Origin of the sequence: Oceanisphaera sediminis (genome assembly GCF_039539745.1) — a bacterium.
In the GTDB taxonomy this organism is placed as follows: domain Bacteria; phylum Pseudomonadota; class Gammaproteobacteria; order Enterobacterales; family Aeromonadaceae; genus Oceanimonas; species Oceanimonas sediminis.
Map to the genome: position 1 here is coordinate 67752 of NZ_BAABDS010000005.1, position 13869 is coordinate 81620.

Genomic DNA, 13869 nt, shown 5'->3' on the forward strand with positions numbered 1-13869 from the left:
AATATCCGGTGAATGTTCGCAGCAGGCTGAAACGGTGAGTGTCATTCGTCTGAAGCGGGTCAGTGGAGCAGACCCTTTGTCCGACATTGATCGGTATTACTCAGCTACGATCGGTATTACTCAGCTACCCACTGGTACACCACTGTGAAAACGCAGTACCTCGTCGGGCGCCTGTATCAGCTCCGCTTCCCTCGCGCCAAAAAAGGCTACCCGTTCATCGATATTCTGGCCGCTGTAGTCGGCGGCCAGGGTCAGATAGTCCTGATAATGGCGCGCCTCCGAACGTAACAGCGAGATATAAAACCGGTTCAGTTCCTCGTCCAGATAGGGCGCCAGCCGGGCAAAGCGTTCACAGGAACGCGCCTCGATATAGGCACCGATGATCAGCCGATCGACGATGGCCGCCGGCTCGTGGGTGCGCACATGCTGCAACAGACCACGGGCATAGCCGGACGCCGACAGGCTGCTGTATTCGATGTTTCTGGCGGCCATGATCTCCAGCACCTGCTCGAAATGATGCAATTCTTCCTGGATCAGTCGCACCATTTTCACCAGCAGATCGTTCTTGGCCAGCTCGTCGAACACCCGCCGGTTTTCATCCAGCAGGGTCTGCTTGCCCAACACCTCGCCTTTTTCCGGCAGGGCGTCGAGCGTCTTGTAAAAGTCCAGATTGGGCAACAATTTGCGTTTTTCTTTCGGCAGACAATAACGGCGTACCAGGCTGTGGGCACTCATCGCCGCCTTCATTTCGCAGTTGGCATGATCCACCAGCAGCGCGGCCAGCTGTTCCGGCTTTCGTGCCTCGGCTATCCATTCATCGGGAGTATCACACTGCAGAAAGACATGAATGGGCGCCAGCAACTGGCCAAGCTCTGAATTCAGTGAATGTGGGTGCAAAATAAGTACCTGTCCCCGGCCTGACGGCGAGGTTCAATGGGGTTGATGCCGCTATTTTATCAATTCGTACGGCCAACAACAGTCCGAATAATGGCGCCAACGGTGGGGCGGTCTGGCGAATCGGCTTCTGTGATCTGCCTCACGTTTCCCTTACTACACTTACACAAAATACGGATTTATTGTCTACAATTGACCATCGAATCGATTGCGTAACCGTTTCGCTCACCATTTCTGGTTAATTTTCGGAGCGTTTCAGCTCCAGAACAAGGCGATACCGTGAAGAAAACCACCTTGCTTAACAGTCATTTATCCGCGCTGGTCGCCGGCGTCGGCCATACTGACGAAATAGTGCTGGCCGATGCGGGCCTGCCCATTCCCGCCGGTCCCGAGCGTATCGATCTGGCGGTCAGCCCGGGGTTACCCGGCCTGCAGCCGGTACTGGCGGCGCTGCTGAGTGAATTGCAGCTGGAGTCGGTGGTGCTGGCGGAAGAAATTAAAACCGCCAGTCCCGAACTGCACCAACAATTGCTGAGCCAGCTGGCCGAGGCCGGCCAGACTCAGGGCCGGGACATAGCGGTAAGCTACATCAGCCACGTGGCGTTCAAGCGGCAAAATGCCTGCGCTCGCGCCGTGGTGCGCACCGGCGAATGCACTCCTTACGCCAACATCATACTGCGCTGCGGCGTTCCTTTCTGAGGTGAGCATGGAACCCATATTGTCTCTATCCGGCATCGACAAGGCCTTTCCCGGCGTCAAGGCGCTGGATCAGGCCGGACTCAACGTGTATCCGGGCCAGGTAATGGCGCTGATGGGCGAGAATGGCGCCGGAAAATCCACCATGATGAAGGTGCTGACCGGTATCTATCAGGCGGATGCCGGCGAGATCCGTTATCGTGGCCGGCCCTGTCACTTCAAGGGCCCGCGCGACTCGCAGCAGGCCGGTATCGGCATCATTCATCAGGAGTTGAACCTGCTGAACGAGCTGACCATTGCCGAGAACATCTTTCTCGGTCGCGAGCCGGTGAATGCCTTCGGCAAAATCGACTGGACCCGACTCTACGCCGACGCCCAGGTACTGCTGGATCGATTGCAGATCCGCCAGTCGCCCAAGACCCGGGTCGGTGATCTCAGCATCGGCGCCCAGCAGATGGTGGAAATCGCCAAGGCGCTGTCGTTCAAGGCCGACGTCATCATCATGGACGAGCCCACAGATGCCCTGACCGATACCGAAACCCGCGCCCTGTTCCGGGTGATTGAAGAGCTGCGGGCCGACGGCTGCGGTATCGTCTATATCTCTCATCGACTAAAGGAGATCTTCGAGATCTGCGATCGGGTCACCATACTGCGCGATGGCAAATGGATCGGTGAAGACGCGGTCAGCGATATCGACGAAGACCGGCTGATCGAAATGATGGTCGGCCGCAAGCTGGACGAGCAATACCCGCGCATTCGCGTTCCTCAGGGGGCGGAGGTGTTGAAGGTAAAAGATCTGAGCGGCACCGGGATCAACGGCGTCAGTTTCAGCCTGCACGAGGGAGAGATCCTGGGCTTTTCCGGCCTGATGGGCGCCGGTCGTACCGAGCTGGTCAAGACCCTGTACGGTGCCCTGCCCCGTACCGGAGGCCAGGTCTGGCTGGCGGGCAAACCCTATGCCGCCAACAGCCCGCAACAGGGGCTGGCCGCCGGTATCGCCTATATTTCAGAAGACCGCAAGGGCGATGGTCTGGTGCTGGACCTGTCGGTCAAGATCAACATGAGCCTGTCGGCACTGGCCCAGCTGAGCCGGGGCCCCCAGCTCGATCACCAGGCCGAACGCGGTGCCGTGGACGAGTTTATTTCGTTGTTCAAGATCCGTACCCCGGGCCGGGAACAGCTGATCGGCAACCTGTCCGGTGGCAACCAGCAAAAGGTGGCCATCGCCAAGGGGCTGATGACCCGTCCCAAAGTATTGATCCTCGACGAGCCGACCCGCGGCGTCGATGTGGGTGCCAAGAAAGAAATCTATCAGCTGATCAACCGTTTCAAGCAGGAAGGCATGGCCATTATTCTGGTGTCGTCCGATATGCCGGAAGTGCTGGGGATCAGTGACCGTATCATGGTGATGCACGAAGGGTGTATTGCCGGTGAATTCAACGCCACCGCCGCGACGCAGGAACAACTGCTGGCCGCCGCCGTAGGTCAGACTCAACAAGAGGAAGATGCATGAACTCCCCCGCCATTAATAGCCGCCGCTGGTTCAGCAAGGAATGGTTGATTGCCCAGAAATCGCTGATTGCCCTGCTGGTGCTGATCGCGGTGGTTTCTGCACTGAGCCCCAACTTTTTCACCGTTGACAACCTGCTCAACATACTGCGTCAGACCTCGGTCAACGCCATTATTGCCGTGGGCATGACCCTGGTGATCCTCACCGCCGGCATCGATCTAAGCGTGGGCTCGGTACTGGCGCTGTGCGGCGCCTTTGCCGCCAGCATGGTGTCGATGGAGCTGTCCATTTTCATCACCCTGCCGGCGGTGTTGCTGGCCGGCTTTGCCCTCGGTGGCGTCAGCGGCCTCATCGTCGCCAAGGGCCGGGTACAGGCCTTTATTGCCACCCTGGTCACCATGACCCTGCTGCGCGGCGTGACCATGGTCTATACCGATGGTCGCCCCATCTCCACCGGTTTTACCGATGCGGGCGACATCTTCTCCTGGTTCGGCACCGGCTATGTGTTCGGCATACCGGTACCGGTGTGGCTGATGGCCATGACCTTTCTCGGCGCCTGGTATCTGCTCAACCACACCCGCTTTGGCCGCTATATCTATGCGGTGGGCGGTAACGAAGCGGCGGCACGACTGTCGGGAATCAACGTCGCCCGGGTCAAGATGGGCGTCTATGCCATCTGTGGCATGCTGTCGGCCCTGGCCGCCATTATCGTCACCAGCCGTTTGTCATCGGCCCAGCCCACCGCCGGCACCACCTACGAGCTGGACGCCATTGCCGCCGTGGTATTGGGTGGCACCAGCCTGGCCGGCGGCAAGGGCGCCATCATGGGTACCCTGATCGGGGCGCTGATCATCGGTTTTCTGAACAACGCCCTCAACCTGCTGGATGTGTCTTCCTACTATCAGATGATCGCCAAGGCCTCGGTGATCCTGCTGGCGGTACTGGTCGACAATAAGCACAAATAATACCCATTTGAATAAACATCTGATCATTTTAACCTCGGGTTCAGAGGCAACACAGTCGCCTCCCACGACACGCCATGGGCTAAGGCCATCTGCGCTTGGCGATGGCTGCAAACATTCACTGGATGTTTGGTCCATCACCAAACTGGATGCAGGCAGCAAGCTGCCCCCTGAGGGCTCGGAAAGCCATCTGACCGCCATGGAAGGCGGGAATGCCGGAACGGCAGGAGCATTTTCCGGCCTTGGCATTTCACGGTCGTGGGAGCCGATCTCTGTTGCCTCTTCTCGAGCATCGAGTTGTCTGTAGACGGCGCTAACAGGCAACGCCGGTGCATCAAGGAGGACAAAGGGATCTGCTCAGCCGACCATTCGCGCCACGGATGGCGCGGCTGAGCCTCCAGGGAGGGATTCACGGCGAGTCGGCGGAGCGGGCCCTTTGTGCGACTTTTATACAAAAGCGGAATAGATCATTTGTTTAGTGGGATTGGTATAATCCAAGTCACGATAAGACCCGAATTCTCGATACGATAAAGGAAGCTGAATCATGAAAAAACTGACGACCCTGCTCTCCGCTGCCCTGATCAGCGCCACCATGACCTCGGGTGCCTACGCCAAAGACACCCTGGCACTGGTGATCTCGACCCTCAACAACCCCTTTTTCGTGACCATGAAAGAAGGTGCCGAGCAAAAGGCAGAAGAGCTGGGCTATGAGCTGATCGTGCTGGACTCCCAGAACGATCCGGCCAAAGAGCTGGCCAACGTGGAAGACTTGAGCGTGCGCGGCACCAAGGTACTGCTGATCAACCCCACCGACTCCGATGCGGTGACCAACGCCATTCGCCTGGCCAACCGGGCCGACTTGCCGGTACTGACCCTGGACCGGGCCGCCAACCGCGGTGAGGTGGTGTCTCATATCGCCTCCGACAACGTGGCCGGTGGCCTGATGGCCGGTGACTATATTGCCGAGCAGATTGGCGCCGACGCCAAAGTAATTCAGCTGGAAGGTATTGCCGGCACCAGCGCCGCCCGCGAGCGTGGCGAAGGTTTCGCCCAGGCGGTCACCAGGCACGGCTTCGAGCTGATGGCCAGCCAGCCGGCAGACTTCGACCGCACCAAGGGCCTGAACGTGATGGAAAACCTGCTGACCGGCAACCCGGAAGTACAGGCGGTGTTTGCCCAGAACGACGAAATGGCACTGGGTGCCATGCGCGCGCTGCAGGCGGCCAACAAGAAAGACGTAATGATCGTCGGCTTTGATGGCACGCGGGATGGCATCAAGGCGGTGCAAGGCGGTCGTCTGGCGGCCACCATCGCCCAGCAGCCGGATGCCATCGGTGCCATCGCGGTAGAAACTGCCGACAGAATTCTGAAGGGTGAAACCGTGGCCGACCATATTCCGGTCCCGCTGCAAGTCATCAGCAAGTAAGGCAAACACCATGACATTAACCGTAGTTGGCAGCATCAATATCGATCATGTGATCCGGTTGCCGCAGTTTCCCCGCCCCGGTGAAACCCTGACCGGCAGCGACTATCGCATCGTGCCCGGCGGCAAGGGCGCCAATCAGGCGGTGGCCGCCGCCCGTGCCGGGGCCGCGACCCGCTTTATCGCCTGCGTGGGTGACGATGCCCTGGCCCGAAGCCTGGTCGAGGGCTTTGCCGCCGACGGCATTGATGTAAGCGCCATCGACCGCATGACCGGCATCAACACCGGGGTGGCCTTGATCCAGGTGAATGGCGAAGGCGAGAACACCATTTCCCTCGCCGCCGGTGCCAATGGCCGACTGACGCCCGAACAGCTGAACCGGCATTCGGCCGGTCTGAGCTGCGAACAGCTGCTGCTGCAACTGGAAATTCCGCTCGACACCAACATCGCCGCCGCCGGCCAGGCCAAGGCTCAGGGGGCGCGCGTGGTGCTCAACCCGGCTCCGGCTCAGGCGCTGCCCGATGCGCTGTTGTCTTTGGTGGATCTGATCACCCCCAACGAAACCGAGGCCGAACGGCTGACCGGTATCGCGGTACACGACGATGCCGGCGCGGCAGCGGCGGCCCGGGTACTGCATGCCAAGGGCATCGCTACCGTCATCATCACCCTGGGTGCCCGCGGCGTCTGGCTGAGCGAGCAGGGTCAGGGCCGAGTCATACCGGGCTTCAAGGTCGAGGCGGTGGACACCACGGCGGCGGGCGATACCTTCAACGGTGCCCTGCTGGCGGCATTGCAGCAGCAACAACCGCTGGAGCAGGCGGTACGTTTCGCCCAGGCGGCGGCGGCCCTGTCCGTGACCCGGCCCGGCGCCCAGACCTCGATACCCGACAAGACCGAAATCACCGCCCTGCTGGAGTCCCGCTGATGGCCACCATCAAGGACGTGGCACGGCGGGCACAGGTGTCGACCTCTACCGTCAGCCATGTACTGAACAAGACCCGCTTCGTCAGCCCCGAAATCACCTTGCGGGTCGAACAGGCCATCGACGAGCTTCACTACGCTCCCTCGGCGCTGGCGCGCAGTCTCAAGAGCAATGAAACCCGCACCCTGGGTATGCTGGTAACCAGTAGTGCCAACCCCTTTTTTGCCGAGGTGGTACAAGGGGTGGAACAACGCTGTTTCGAGCTGGGTTACAGCCTGGCGCTGTGCAATACCCGTGGCGACAAGGCGCGGCTGAACGCCAGCATGGAGATGCTGCTGCAAAAGCGGGTAGACGGCATTATTCTGATGTGCACCCAGGTCGATCTGGGCGCCAATGTGTTCGACCGCTACCCCAGCGTGCCCCTGGTGCTGGCCGACTGGGGCCCGATGGACATGGAAGCGGATTTGATTCAGGACGGCGGCCGTCTGGGTGGTCGGCTTGCCACCGAGCACCTGCTTGGCCTGGGTCATCGCCATATCGGCTGTATTACCGGCCCCCGGGGCAAGCGGGCGGCAGACGAACGCCGGGCGGGCTTTGAAGCCGCCATGGCCAGGGCCGGTCTGACGGTACGACCGGAGTGGGTCATCGAGGGCGACTTCGAGCTGGCCGGCGGCAACAGTGCCATGACCGCCCTGCTCGCCCTGCCCGAACGGCCCACGGCGGTGTTTGTCGGCAACGACATGATGGCCATGGGAGCACTCAGGGCTCTGGCCGATGCCGGTGTTTCGGTGCCGGAGCAGATGTCGCTGGTGGGCTACGACAACATAGAACTGACCCATTATCTGGTGCCGGCGCTCACCAGCGTAGAGCAGCCCAAGGCCGGCATGGGCGCATTGGCGGTCGACACCCTGCTGGCGCGCATCAAGACACCGGACTGCCCCCGCCGGGTACTGACCCTGACGCCCGAGTTGATCGTCAGAGACAGCTGCCAGGCGCTCACCTGAATAACGGCCCGGCGCTCACTTTTGCAGCGATGGGCTGGTAATCCCGGTTTGCTCTGATTAGCATCGACATTTACTCATCATCTATTCAGGCGTTATGGATAACCACCGGAAAGGACTGCTGCTGACCGCGCTTGGCGTGCTCATTATCTCTCCCGATGCGCTCTTGTTGCGCGTGATCAGCCTGCCCGCCGAGCAGATAGTACTGTGGCGGGGCCTGCTCAATGTACTGGGATTCTGGCTGATTGTGGTGGCCCGCCACCAAAGCCGGTGGTGGCAGGCTTATCGGGGCTGTAGCCGAGCCGGACTGGGCTGTGCCCTGCTGTTCAGCTTCAGCACCATTGGCTTTATTCTGGGCAATCACTTTACCAAAGCCGGCAACGTGCTGGTCATTCTTGCCTCCGCCCCCCTGATAGCCGCCCTGCTCAGTCGTTTCTTTCTGCAGGAGCGTCTGCCCATGCGCACCTGGGTGGCCATCTGCGTTTGCCTGTTTGGCATCGGTCTTATCGTCCTCGATGACACCGGTGCCACCTCCTGGCTGGGTAGCAGCTTCGCCCTGATGGCGGCACTGGGACTGGCCGGCAACCTGACGCTGGCACGCAGTCGGCCCGACATAGACATGAGCCCCATGCTGGCCCTCAGCGGCCTGATTACGGCCGCTCTGGCATGGCTCTGGAGCGGCGAGGTTGTGTTGCCGGACGCCATCAACATGGGCTGGCTGCTACTGCTGTGCCTGATCCTGATGCCGGTGGGTTTTACCCTGATCCAGCAGGGGCCTCGGTACCTGCCCTCGGCGGAGGTCAGCCTGCTGTTGTTGCTGGAAACGGTCTTCGGCACCCTGCTGGTCTGGCTGTTCCTGAGCGAGCGCCCCTCCAATCAGGGCCTGCTGGGTGGCGCCATCGTATTAATGGCCATATTGACCAAGAGCGGGCTGGAACGGCGCCGGCAGCGACTGGTTTACCGTGAAGGATGATCCGGGGTGGCAGCAATGTTTTGCCAGCCGCCGGTGCTATGGGTAAACTGCGGGTATCTTTGTTGTACGGGTCCTTCTATGAAGCAGTTTGCCGAATTTATTCCCCTGATCATCTTCTTCGTGGTGTACAAGGCCGTCGATATCTACGCGGCGACCGGCGCGCTGATGGCCACAACCTGTATCCAGATGCTGCTGGTCTGGCTGAAACACAAAAAGCTGGAAAAAATGCACCTGATCACCCTGGTACTGGTGCTGTTTTTTGGTGGCCTCACCATGTTTTTTCAGGATGATGCCTTTATCAAATGGAAGGTCACCGCCGTCAATGGGCTCTTTGCCATCGGATTGCTGGTGAGCCGTTACGGCTTTCGTAAAAACCTGATCAAACAGATGCTGGGCAAGGAAATGACCGTGCCCGACAGCATCTGGGACAAGGCCAACCTGGCCTGGGTCGGCTTTTTCAGCTTCTGCGGCGCCCTCAACGTCTATGTGGCGTTCAACCTGTCGCAGGAATTCTGGGTCAACTTCAAGGTATTCGGATTACTGGGGCTCACCCTGCTGTTCACCTTCTCTACCGCCCTGTATCTCTATCGTCAGCAACAGGCGCTGGAAAAATAATCCGTTATTTTCAGTACCAACAGGGCGGCTGCATGAGTGGCCTCCCTGTTTAATTTCCATCATGTAACAAGGAATACACCATGTGGTATGTCATCTTCGCCGAAGACAATGCAAACAGCCTGGCCTTGCGCAAGGAAGCTCGTCCGGCTCATCTGGCCCGCTTACAGGCGCTGACCGATGAAGGTCGTCTGCTGGTCGCCGGCCCCAACCCCGCCATCGATGCCGAAGATCCCGCCGAAGCCGGCTTTACCGGCAGTACCGTGATTGCCGAATTTGATTCGCTCGCTTCGGCGCAAGCCTGGGCCGAGGCCGATCCTTACGTGGCGGCCGGCGTTTATGCCTCCGTGGTGGTCAAGCCCTTCAAAAAAGTCCTGCCCTGATACAAACCGGCTGCGGCCGGTTTTCTCTGCCACTCCCGCCGTTTCCCGATGTTTTTTGCAATACCTCCTCTCTTTATTGGCAAAAACCTGTTCCTTGGACAAGGCTTGATAGGGTCCGATGGACGAAATGCTACTCATCTGGAAACAAGGAGAGACGGTAATGAACAAGGCACTGTTATCCACCTTGCTGGCCGCGTTACTGACGGTAACGGCACCGAGTATGGCCAATGAAGCAGCGACCGAGCAAAACGCCGTGGTCACCAGCATCGATATCAATAACGCCACCCAGGATCAGCTGGCCATGCTGACCGGCATAGGTCCGGCCAAGGCGGCGGCCATCGTGGAGTATCGGGAAGCCAACGGGCCCTTTAGCTCGGTCGACGATCTGGCCGAAGTCAGTGGCATAGGTCCAGCTACCGTAGAAAAAAACCGGCATTTACTGAGTAATTAACGCAGGTGCCGGGGCCGTGGCCCTTCCGATAATGGTCGGGAGGGCCACTATTGGTTATCATAAGCTCCCATTGTTTTTTTGATGACTCTCATGCCTTCAACGACGCCTCAAAACATGCCTTCACCCTTTTCGATTCGTAAAGCAGTAATCCCGGTCGCCGGTCTGGGCACCCGCATGCTGCCCGCCACCAAGGCCATCCCAAAGGAAATGCTGCCGGTGGTCGACAAGCCCCTGATCCAGTATGTGGTGAATGAAGCCGTACAGGCCGGGATAAAGGAAATCGTGCTGGTTACCCACGCCAGTAAAAACTCCATCGAAAACCACTTCGATACCAGCTTCGAGCTGGAAGCCACCCTGGAAAAGCGGGTCAAACGGCAGTTGCTCGAAGAAGTGCAGAAAATCTGCCCTCCCGACGTGACCATCATGCATGTGCGCCAGGGTGAGGCCAAGGGCCTGGGCCACGCCATTCTGTGCGCTCGCCCGCTGGTGGGCGACGCCCCCTTTGCCGTGCTGTTGCCCGATGTATTGATTGACGATGCGGGCTGCAATCTGCAACAGGATAATCTGGCGGCCATGATTCGTGCCTTCGAGGACAAGGGCCACAGTCAGATTCTGGTGGAGCCGGTGGCTGACGAACTGGTCGATCAGTTCGGCATTGTCGATATTGGCGGTCAGCCGCTGGGCCAGGGAGAGTCGGCGCCGATTGAAGCGATGGTAGAAAAACCGCAACAGCAGGAAGCCCCGTCCAATCTGGCGGTGGTGGGTCGTTATGTACTGCCGGCCGACATCTGGCCGCTGCTGCTCAAGACGCCGCTCGGCAAGGGTGATGAAATACAGCTAACCGACAGCATCGCCATGCTGATGGCGCAACAGCCGGTCTCTGCCCATCATATTACCGGCAAGAGCCATGATTGCGGCAGCAAGCTGGGGCTGATGGTGGCCAATGTTGAATATGGCCTGCGTCATCCGGAGCTGGGCGCTGCCCTGACAGACTATCTGCGACAGCTCAATTTGCGGTAATACCAATCTAAATAAAAATATGATCTATTTTAAAGCTGGAGACGAGAGGAAACAGAGTCACCTCCCACGACACGCCATAAACCCATCCATGGGGGCTCGAAAATGCCATCCCTGGCATTTCACGGTCTCGGGAGCCGCTCTCTGTTGCCTCTTCTTGGCACCGAGTTGTCTGCAGGTCGCTCCACAGGCGACTCCGCAGCATTAGGAAGGATGAAGGGTTCTACTCCAGCGACCATCACATGACAGGACGTCATGTGCTGAGCGTCGCAGGGATGCGGTTCAGCGTGTCGGTGGAGTGGACCCTTCGTTCGACCTTTACCTTGAAGCCAAGTAGATCAGTTAGTTTTCCAGATTGATATAACTGCTTTCACGAAACCCCATGGCGCGCCGTCAGCTGGATTTCACCGCCGAAGCCGCCATGCAGGGTCAGATCGAAAGGAAAAGAACAGGGGTAGCTCAGCTGGCTGGCACTGAAGGTTCCCGCACCCAGCGGGCCGGCATCACACCGGGCCAGCCAGTCGTTACCGGCCATGCCGCCGTTGGCCAGCACCACCTTGTTGCTGTTGGCCTGCAACCGGTATAACGCCAGGTTCATCCGGCAATTCAGCCCCGTATCCAGGATCAGACGATTGATGTATTCCAGGGTGCGGCCCGGATGGTTGAGCAAAGATCCCGACTGATGCTGCCGCTGAGGCTCATGCAACAGCAAGGGCATCAGCGCCATCACCACCGGGGTATCCATGCTCAGCGGATCGAACTCCGCCAGCAACAACAACAGATCCTGATCCAGCCGAATATACTCTGCAAGCAGCCAGGGGGTGCTTTGCCGCCAGCTCAAGTGCCAGCCCCCCAGATCCCGCTCCGGCCGCTGACGCAAGCCCCGACTCAGACGACTGGCGGCCACGTCATCCCGACGAAAGAACGCCAGATGTTCGTTGAGTTCACCCCATATTCGTCGCGGACTCGATCCGAGACAGGCGGCCATGACATCAAATACCTGCCGCCAGTTACGAATCGGCTTGATCAGGTAATCTTCGGCGCCGGCCCGCAGCGCCCGGGCCACATCGACCATTTTCAACCGCGCGGAAATCGCAATCACGGGCAACGCCGGATAGCGTTGTTTCAGGCAGGCGATCACCTCAATACCACTCGGTGCCGCCAGCAACAGATTAATCAAGACCAGATCGGGTGCCTGCTTCCCCACAAGCCCTATGCCTTCGTCGCCATTGTCCACTTCAATCACCCGAGCGCCCCACAGTTCAAGGTAGGTCACCATCAGCCGACGGAACACGGGATCGTCTTCTATGAGCAGAATAAGCGGAGAACGTTCAAACATCAGATGAGGTAACAGCGTAGTGGGGGTATATACTGAGCCTAGCCGAATTTTGGCCTCATGGCAGCGGCTCCGTCATGGCGGCTGTATTCTACTGCGGCTTTGTTGGATAATGATCCCCTCATTCGATAACAGTGGCACTATGACACCGGCAGAATATCAGGCGCTCACCTCCCCCAGGCTGTCTCACCCGGCCCGCAGCCTGTATCAGCTTTATCTCAGGCACCTGGCGCGCGGTGACCATACCCAACCGCTGGATTATCCCTTGCTGGGCAAGGCGCTGGCCGTACAGGGCGAAGGGGAATATCGCTATCGCGTCACGCCGATGGCGTTGACCGAGCTGGTTGATGAGCTGCTGGACGCCGGCTTGCTGAGTGTGGTGCAAAATCCCCACCCCCAGCATTATCACGGGGCCGTGTTCTCGCTGCCACTGAAACGGCTTGAAGGGCTGACCCCGCTGCCTTCTCGCCAGTTTGCCATGCATCCACAGTGGCGCCCGGACGAACAGTTCGAGGGGCTGGCCAGACTCTGCGGCCTGCTCGACAGTCAGTTCGATGAAACCGAGCTGGGCGAGTTTATTGCCTACTGGCTGGGACGGCCCGAAGTGTTTGAAAACCAGCATCAGTGGATGCTGAAACTGGTACGCAAACTCAAGAATCAGCGTAGTGTCAAACGCACGCCGGCGCCGCAGGAGAGCGGTGGCTATCAGCAATTGCCGGCCAAGAGCGACGCCGGCCCCAGCAAGCGGGCCCAGGAAATGATGGCCGAAGCCCGACGTCTCAGCCCCGATAACCAGGAAGACCGCAATGAAAAAGACACCTGAAGAAATTGCCGCCGACCTGAACGACATTGCTCGTCGTCGACGCCGCCCGAAACCGCAAAAAGACCTGACCCCTACGGCCACCGGTGGCGATGTGAAGGGGCTGCTGAACCGACTGCAGCGACTGCGTGCCGACGGTAACCTGCCCGAGTACGATTATCTCGACCTTAAACGCCAGTATGAGCAACAGGCGAATATCGAAGTGCGCCAGGCTCAGAAAGAAGCGCAACAGAAACGGACCGAACGTTTGCTGGCCCAGGCGGATCTCAATCCGGAATGGGTGTTCGAGAATATGGACCGCGACGATCCGGCGCTGAGCCATCATATCGACACCGCCCATCATTTCATCAACGCCTTCGATCACTGGGAAGAGAAAGGCGGTGCCGCCATTCTGATCTACGGCAACTTCGGCACCGGCAAATCGACCCTGGCCGGGGCCATTGCCCATGATCTGATTTACCAGCACCAGAAATCGGTCATTTTTCAGCAATGGGCCTCGGTGGTAGACCGACTATTTTTCGGGGTGATAGAGGATCAGGAAAGCCGCAACCAGTATCGGCGGGCGCTGGAAGAAGTGGACTTGCTGGTATTGGATGAAGTGGCCGCCAACCGTACGCGGCTGGCCGAAAGCCAGTCCAGCTTTCTTGGCCATCTGCTGCGTCGCCGGCGCAACCTGGCCAAGAGTGTCATCATCATCACCAACCATGATCCCCAGTCTCTGCACCGGGCGGTGGGTGATTTCTGCTTCGAAGCCATCAAGGCTTTTCATCCGGTCGACATGGCGCTGCTCGGCCCCAGCCGACGACCCGATATCGGTGATTACCGAAGTTAAGCCCGGCTGCCCGTTTACGCCGGCAAAACAAAGATAC

15 protein-coding genes are annotated in these 13869 nt (G+C 59.1%); 13 read left to right on the forward strand and 2 right to left on the reverse strand.

Annotated elements, in window-relative coordinates; all coding sequences use genetic code 11:
- Window positions 1-120: 120 nt before the first annotated feature.
- Window positions 121-897, reverse strand: coding sequence for a tRNA isopentenyl-2-thiomethyl-A-37 hydroxylase MiaE (miaE, locus tag ABD827_RS02200; protein WP_344961934.1), 777 nt, complete (start codon window positions 895-897; stop codon window positions 121-123).
- Between the two features lie 276 nt (window positions 898-1173).
- Here miaE and rbsD point away from each other — a divergent pair, with 276 nt between their 5' ends.
- The 11 genes from rbsD (at window position 1174) to galU (ending at window position 10847) form a co-directional block, all read left to right on the forward strand.
- A complete protein-coding gene (rbsD, locus tag ABD827_RS02205; RefSeq protein ID WP_344961935.1) occupies window positions 1174-1593 on the forward strand; it encodes a D-ribose pyranase in 420 nt (139 codons plus the stop codon).
- A 7-nt stretch (window positions 1594-1600) separates the two neighbouring features.
- Entirely contained in the window at window positions 1601-3103 is a 1503-nt protein-coding gene (rbsA, locus tag ABD827_RS02210) for a ribose ABC transporter ATP-binding protein RbsA (RefSeq protein WP_344961937.1), read from the forward strand.
- On the forward strand, window positions 3100-4065 hold the full coding sequence (rbsC, locus tag ABD827_RS02215) for a ribose ABC transporter permease (protein WP_298717413.1): 966 nt from the start codon (window positions 3100-3102) through the stop codon (window positions 4063-4065). Before rbsA ends, rbsC begins: the two co-directional genes overlap by 4 nt.
- A 541-nt stretch (window positions 4066-4606) precedes the next feature.
- On the forward strand, window positions 4607-5488 hold the full coding sequence (gene rbsB, locus ABD827_RS02220) for a ribose ABC transporter substrate-binding protein RbsB (RefSeq protein ID WP_344961942.1): 882 nt from the start codon (window positions 4607-4609) through the stop codon (window positions 5486-5488).
- A gap of 10 nt (window positions 5489-5498) precedes the next feature.
- On the forward strand, window positions 5499-6410 hold the full coding sequence (rbsK, locus tag ABD827_RS02225; RefSeq protein WP_344961943.1) for a ribokinase: 912 nt from the start codon (window positions 5499-5501) through the stop codon (window positions 6408-6410).
- Entirely contained in the window at window positions 6410-7411 is a 1002-nt protein-coding gene (locus tag ABD827_RS02230) for a substrate-binding domain-containing protein (RefSeq protein WP_344961945.1), read from the forward strand. The genes rbsK and ABD827_RS02230 overlap by 1 nt, the downstream gene beginning before the upstream one ends.
- 94 nt (window positions 7412-7505) lie before the next feature.
- The gene (locus ABD827_RS02235) at window positions 7506-8381 is read left to right on the forward strand and encodes a DMT family transporter (protein WP_344961946.1); all 876 of its coding nucleotides are present in this window, start codon (window positions 7506-7508) and stop codon (window positions 8379-8381) included.
- 78 nt (window positions 8382-8459) lie between these two features.
- Window positions 8460-8996: a septation protein A gene (locus tag ABD827_RS02240; protein WP_344961948.1), complete on the forward strand. Its 537-nt coding sequence runs from the start codon at window positions 8460-8462 to the stop codon at window positions 8994-8996.
- 80 nt (window positions 8997-9076) lie between these two features.
- Window positions 9077-9376 (forward strand): YciI family protein, encoded by a 300-nt coding sequence (locus ABD827_RS02245; RefSeq protein ID WP_344961950.1) that lies wholly within the window; start codon window positions 9077-9079, stop codon window positions 9374-9376.
- Window positions 9377-9536: 160 nt separating this feature from the next.
- Complete coding sequence (locus ABD827_RS02250) at window positions 9537-9827, forward strand: ComEA family DNA-binding protein (RefSeq protein ID WP_344961952.1); 291 nt, start codon at window positions 9537-9539, stop codon at window positions 9825-9827.
- Window positions 9828-9941: 114 nt separating this feature from the next.
- Window positions 9942-10847 (forward strand): UTP--glucose-1-phosphate uridylyltransferase GalU, encoded by a 906-nt coding sequence (gene galU / locus ABD827_RS02255; protein WP_344961954.1) that lies wholly within the window; start codon window positions 9942-9944, stop codon window positions 10845-10847.
- A gap of 367 nt (window positions 10848-11214) precedes the next feature.
- Here galU and ABD827_RS02260 read toward each other — a convergent pair whose 3' ends face one another.
- Complete coding sequence (locus ABD827_RS02260; protein ID WP_344961955.1) at window positions 11215-12183, reverse strand: response regulator; 969 nt, start codon at window positions 12181-12183, stop codon at window positions 11215-11217.
- Between the two features lie 139 nt (window positions 12184-12322).
- On the opposite strand from ABD827_RS02260, the gene ABD827_RS02265 reads away from it, so the two are divergent.
- Window positions 12323-13003, forward strand: coding sequence for a DnaT-like ssDNA-binding domain-containing protein (locus ABD827_RS02265; RefSeq protein WP_298717383.1), 681 nt, complete (start codon window positions 12323-12325; stop codon window positions 13001-13003).
- Window positions 12987-13832: a DnaA ATPase domain-containing protein gene (locus ABD827_RS02270; RefSeq protein ID WP_298717381.1), complete on the forward strand. Its 846-nt coding sequence runs from the start codon at window positions 12987-12989 to the stop codon at window positions 13830-13832. Before ABD827_RS02265 ends, ABD827_RS02270 begins: the two co-directional genes overlap by 17 nt.
- Window positions 13833-13869 lie beyond the last annotated feature (37 nt).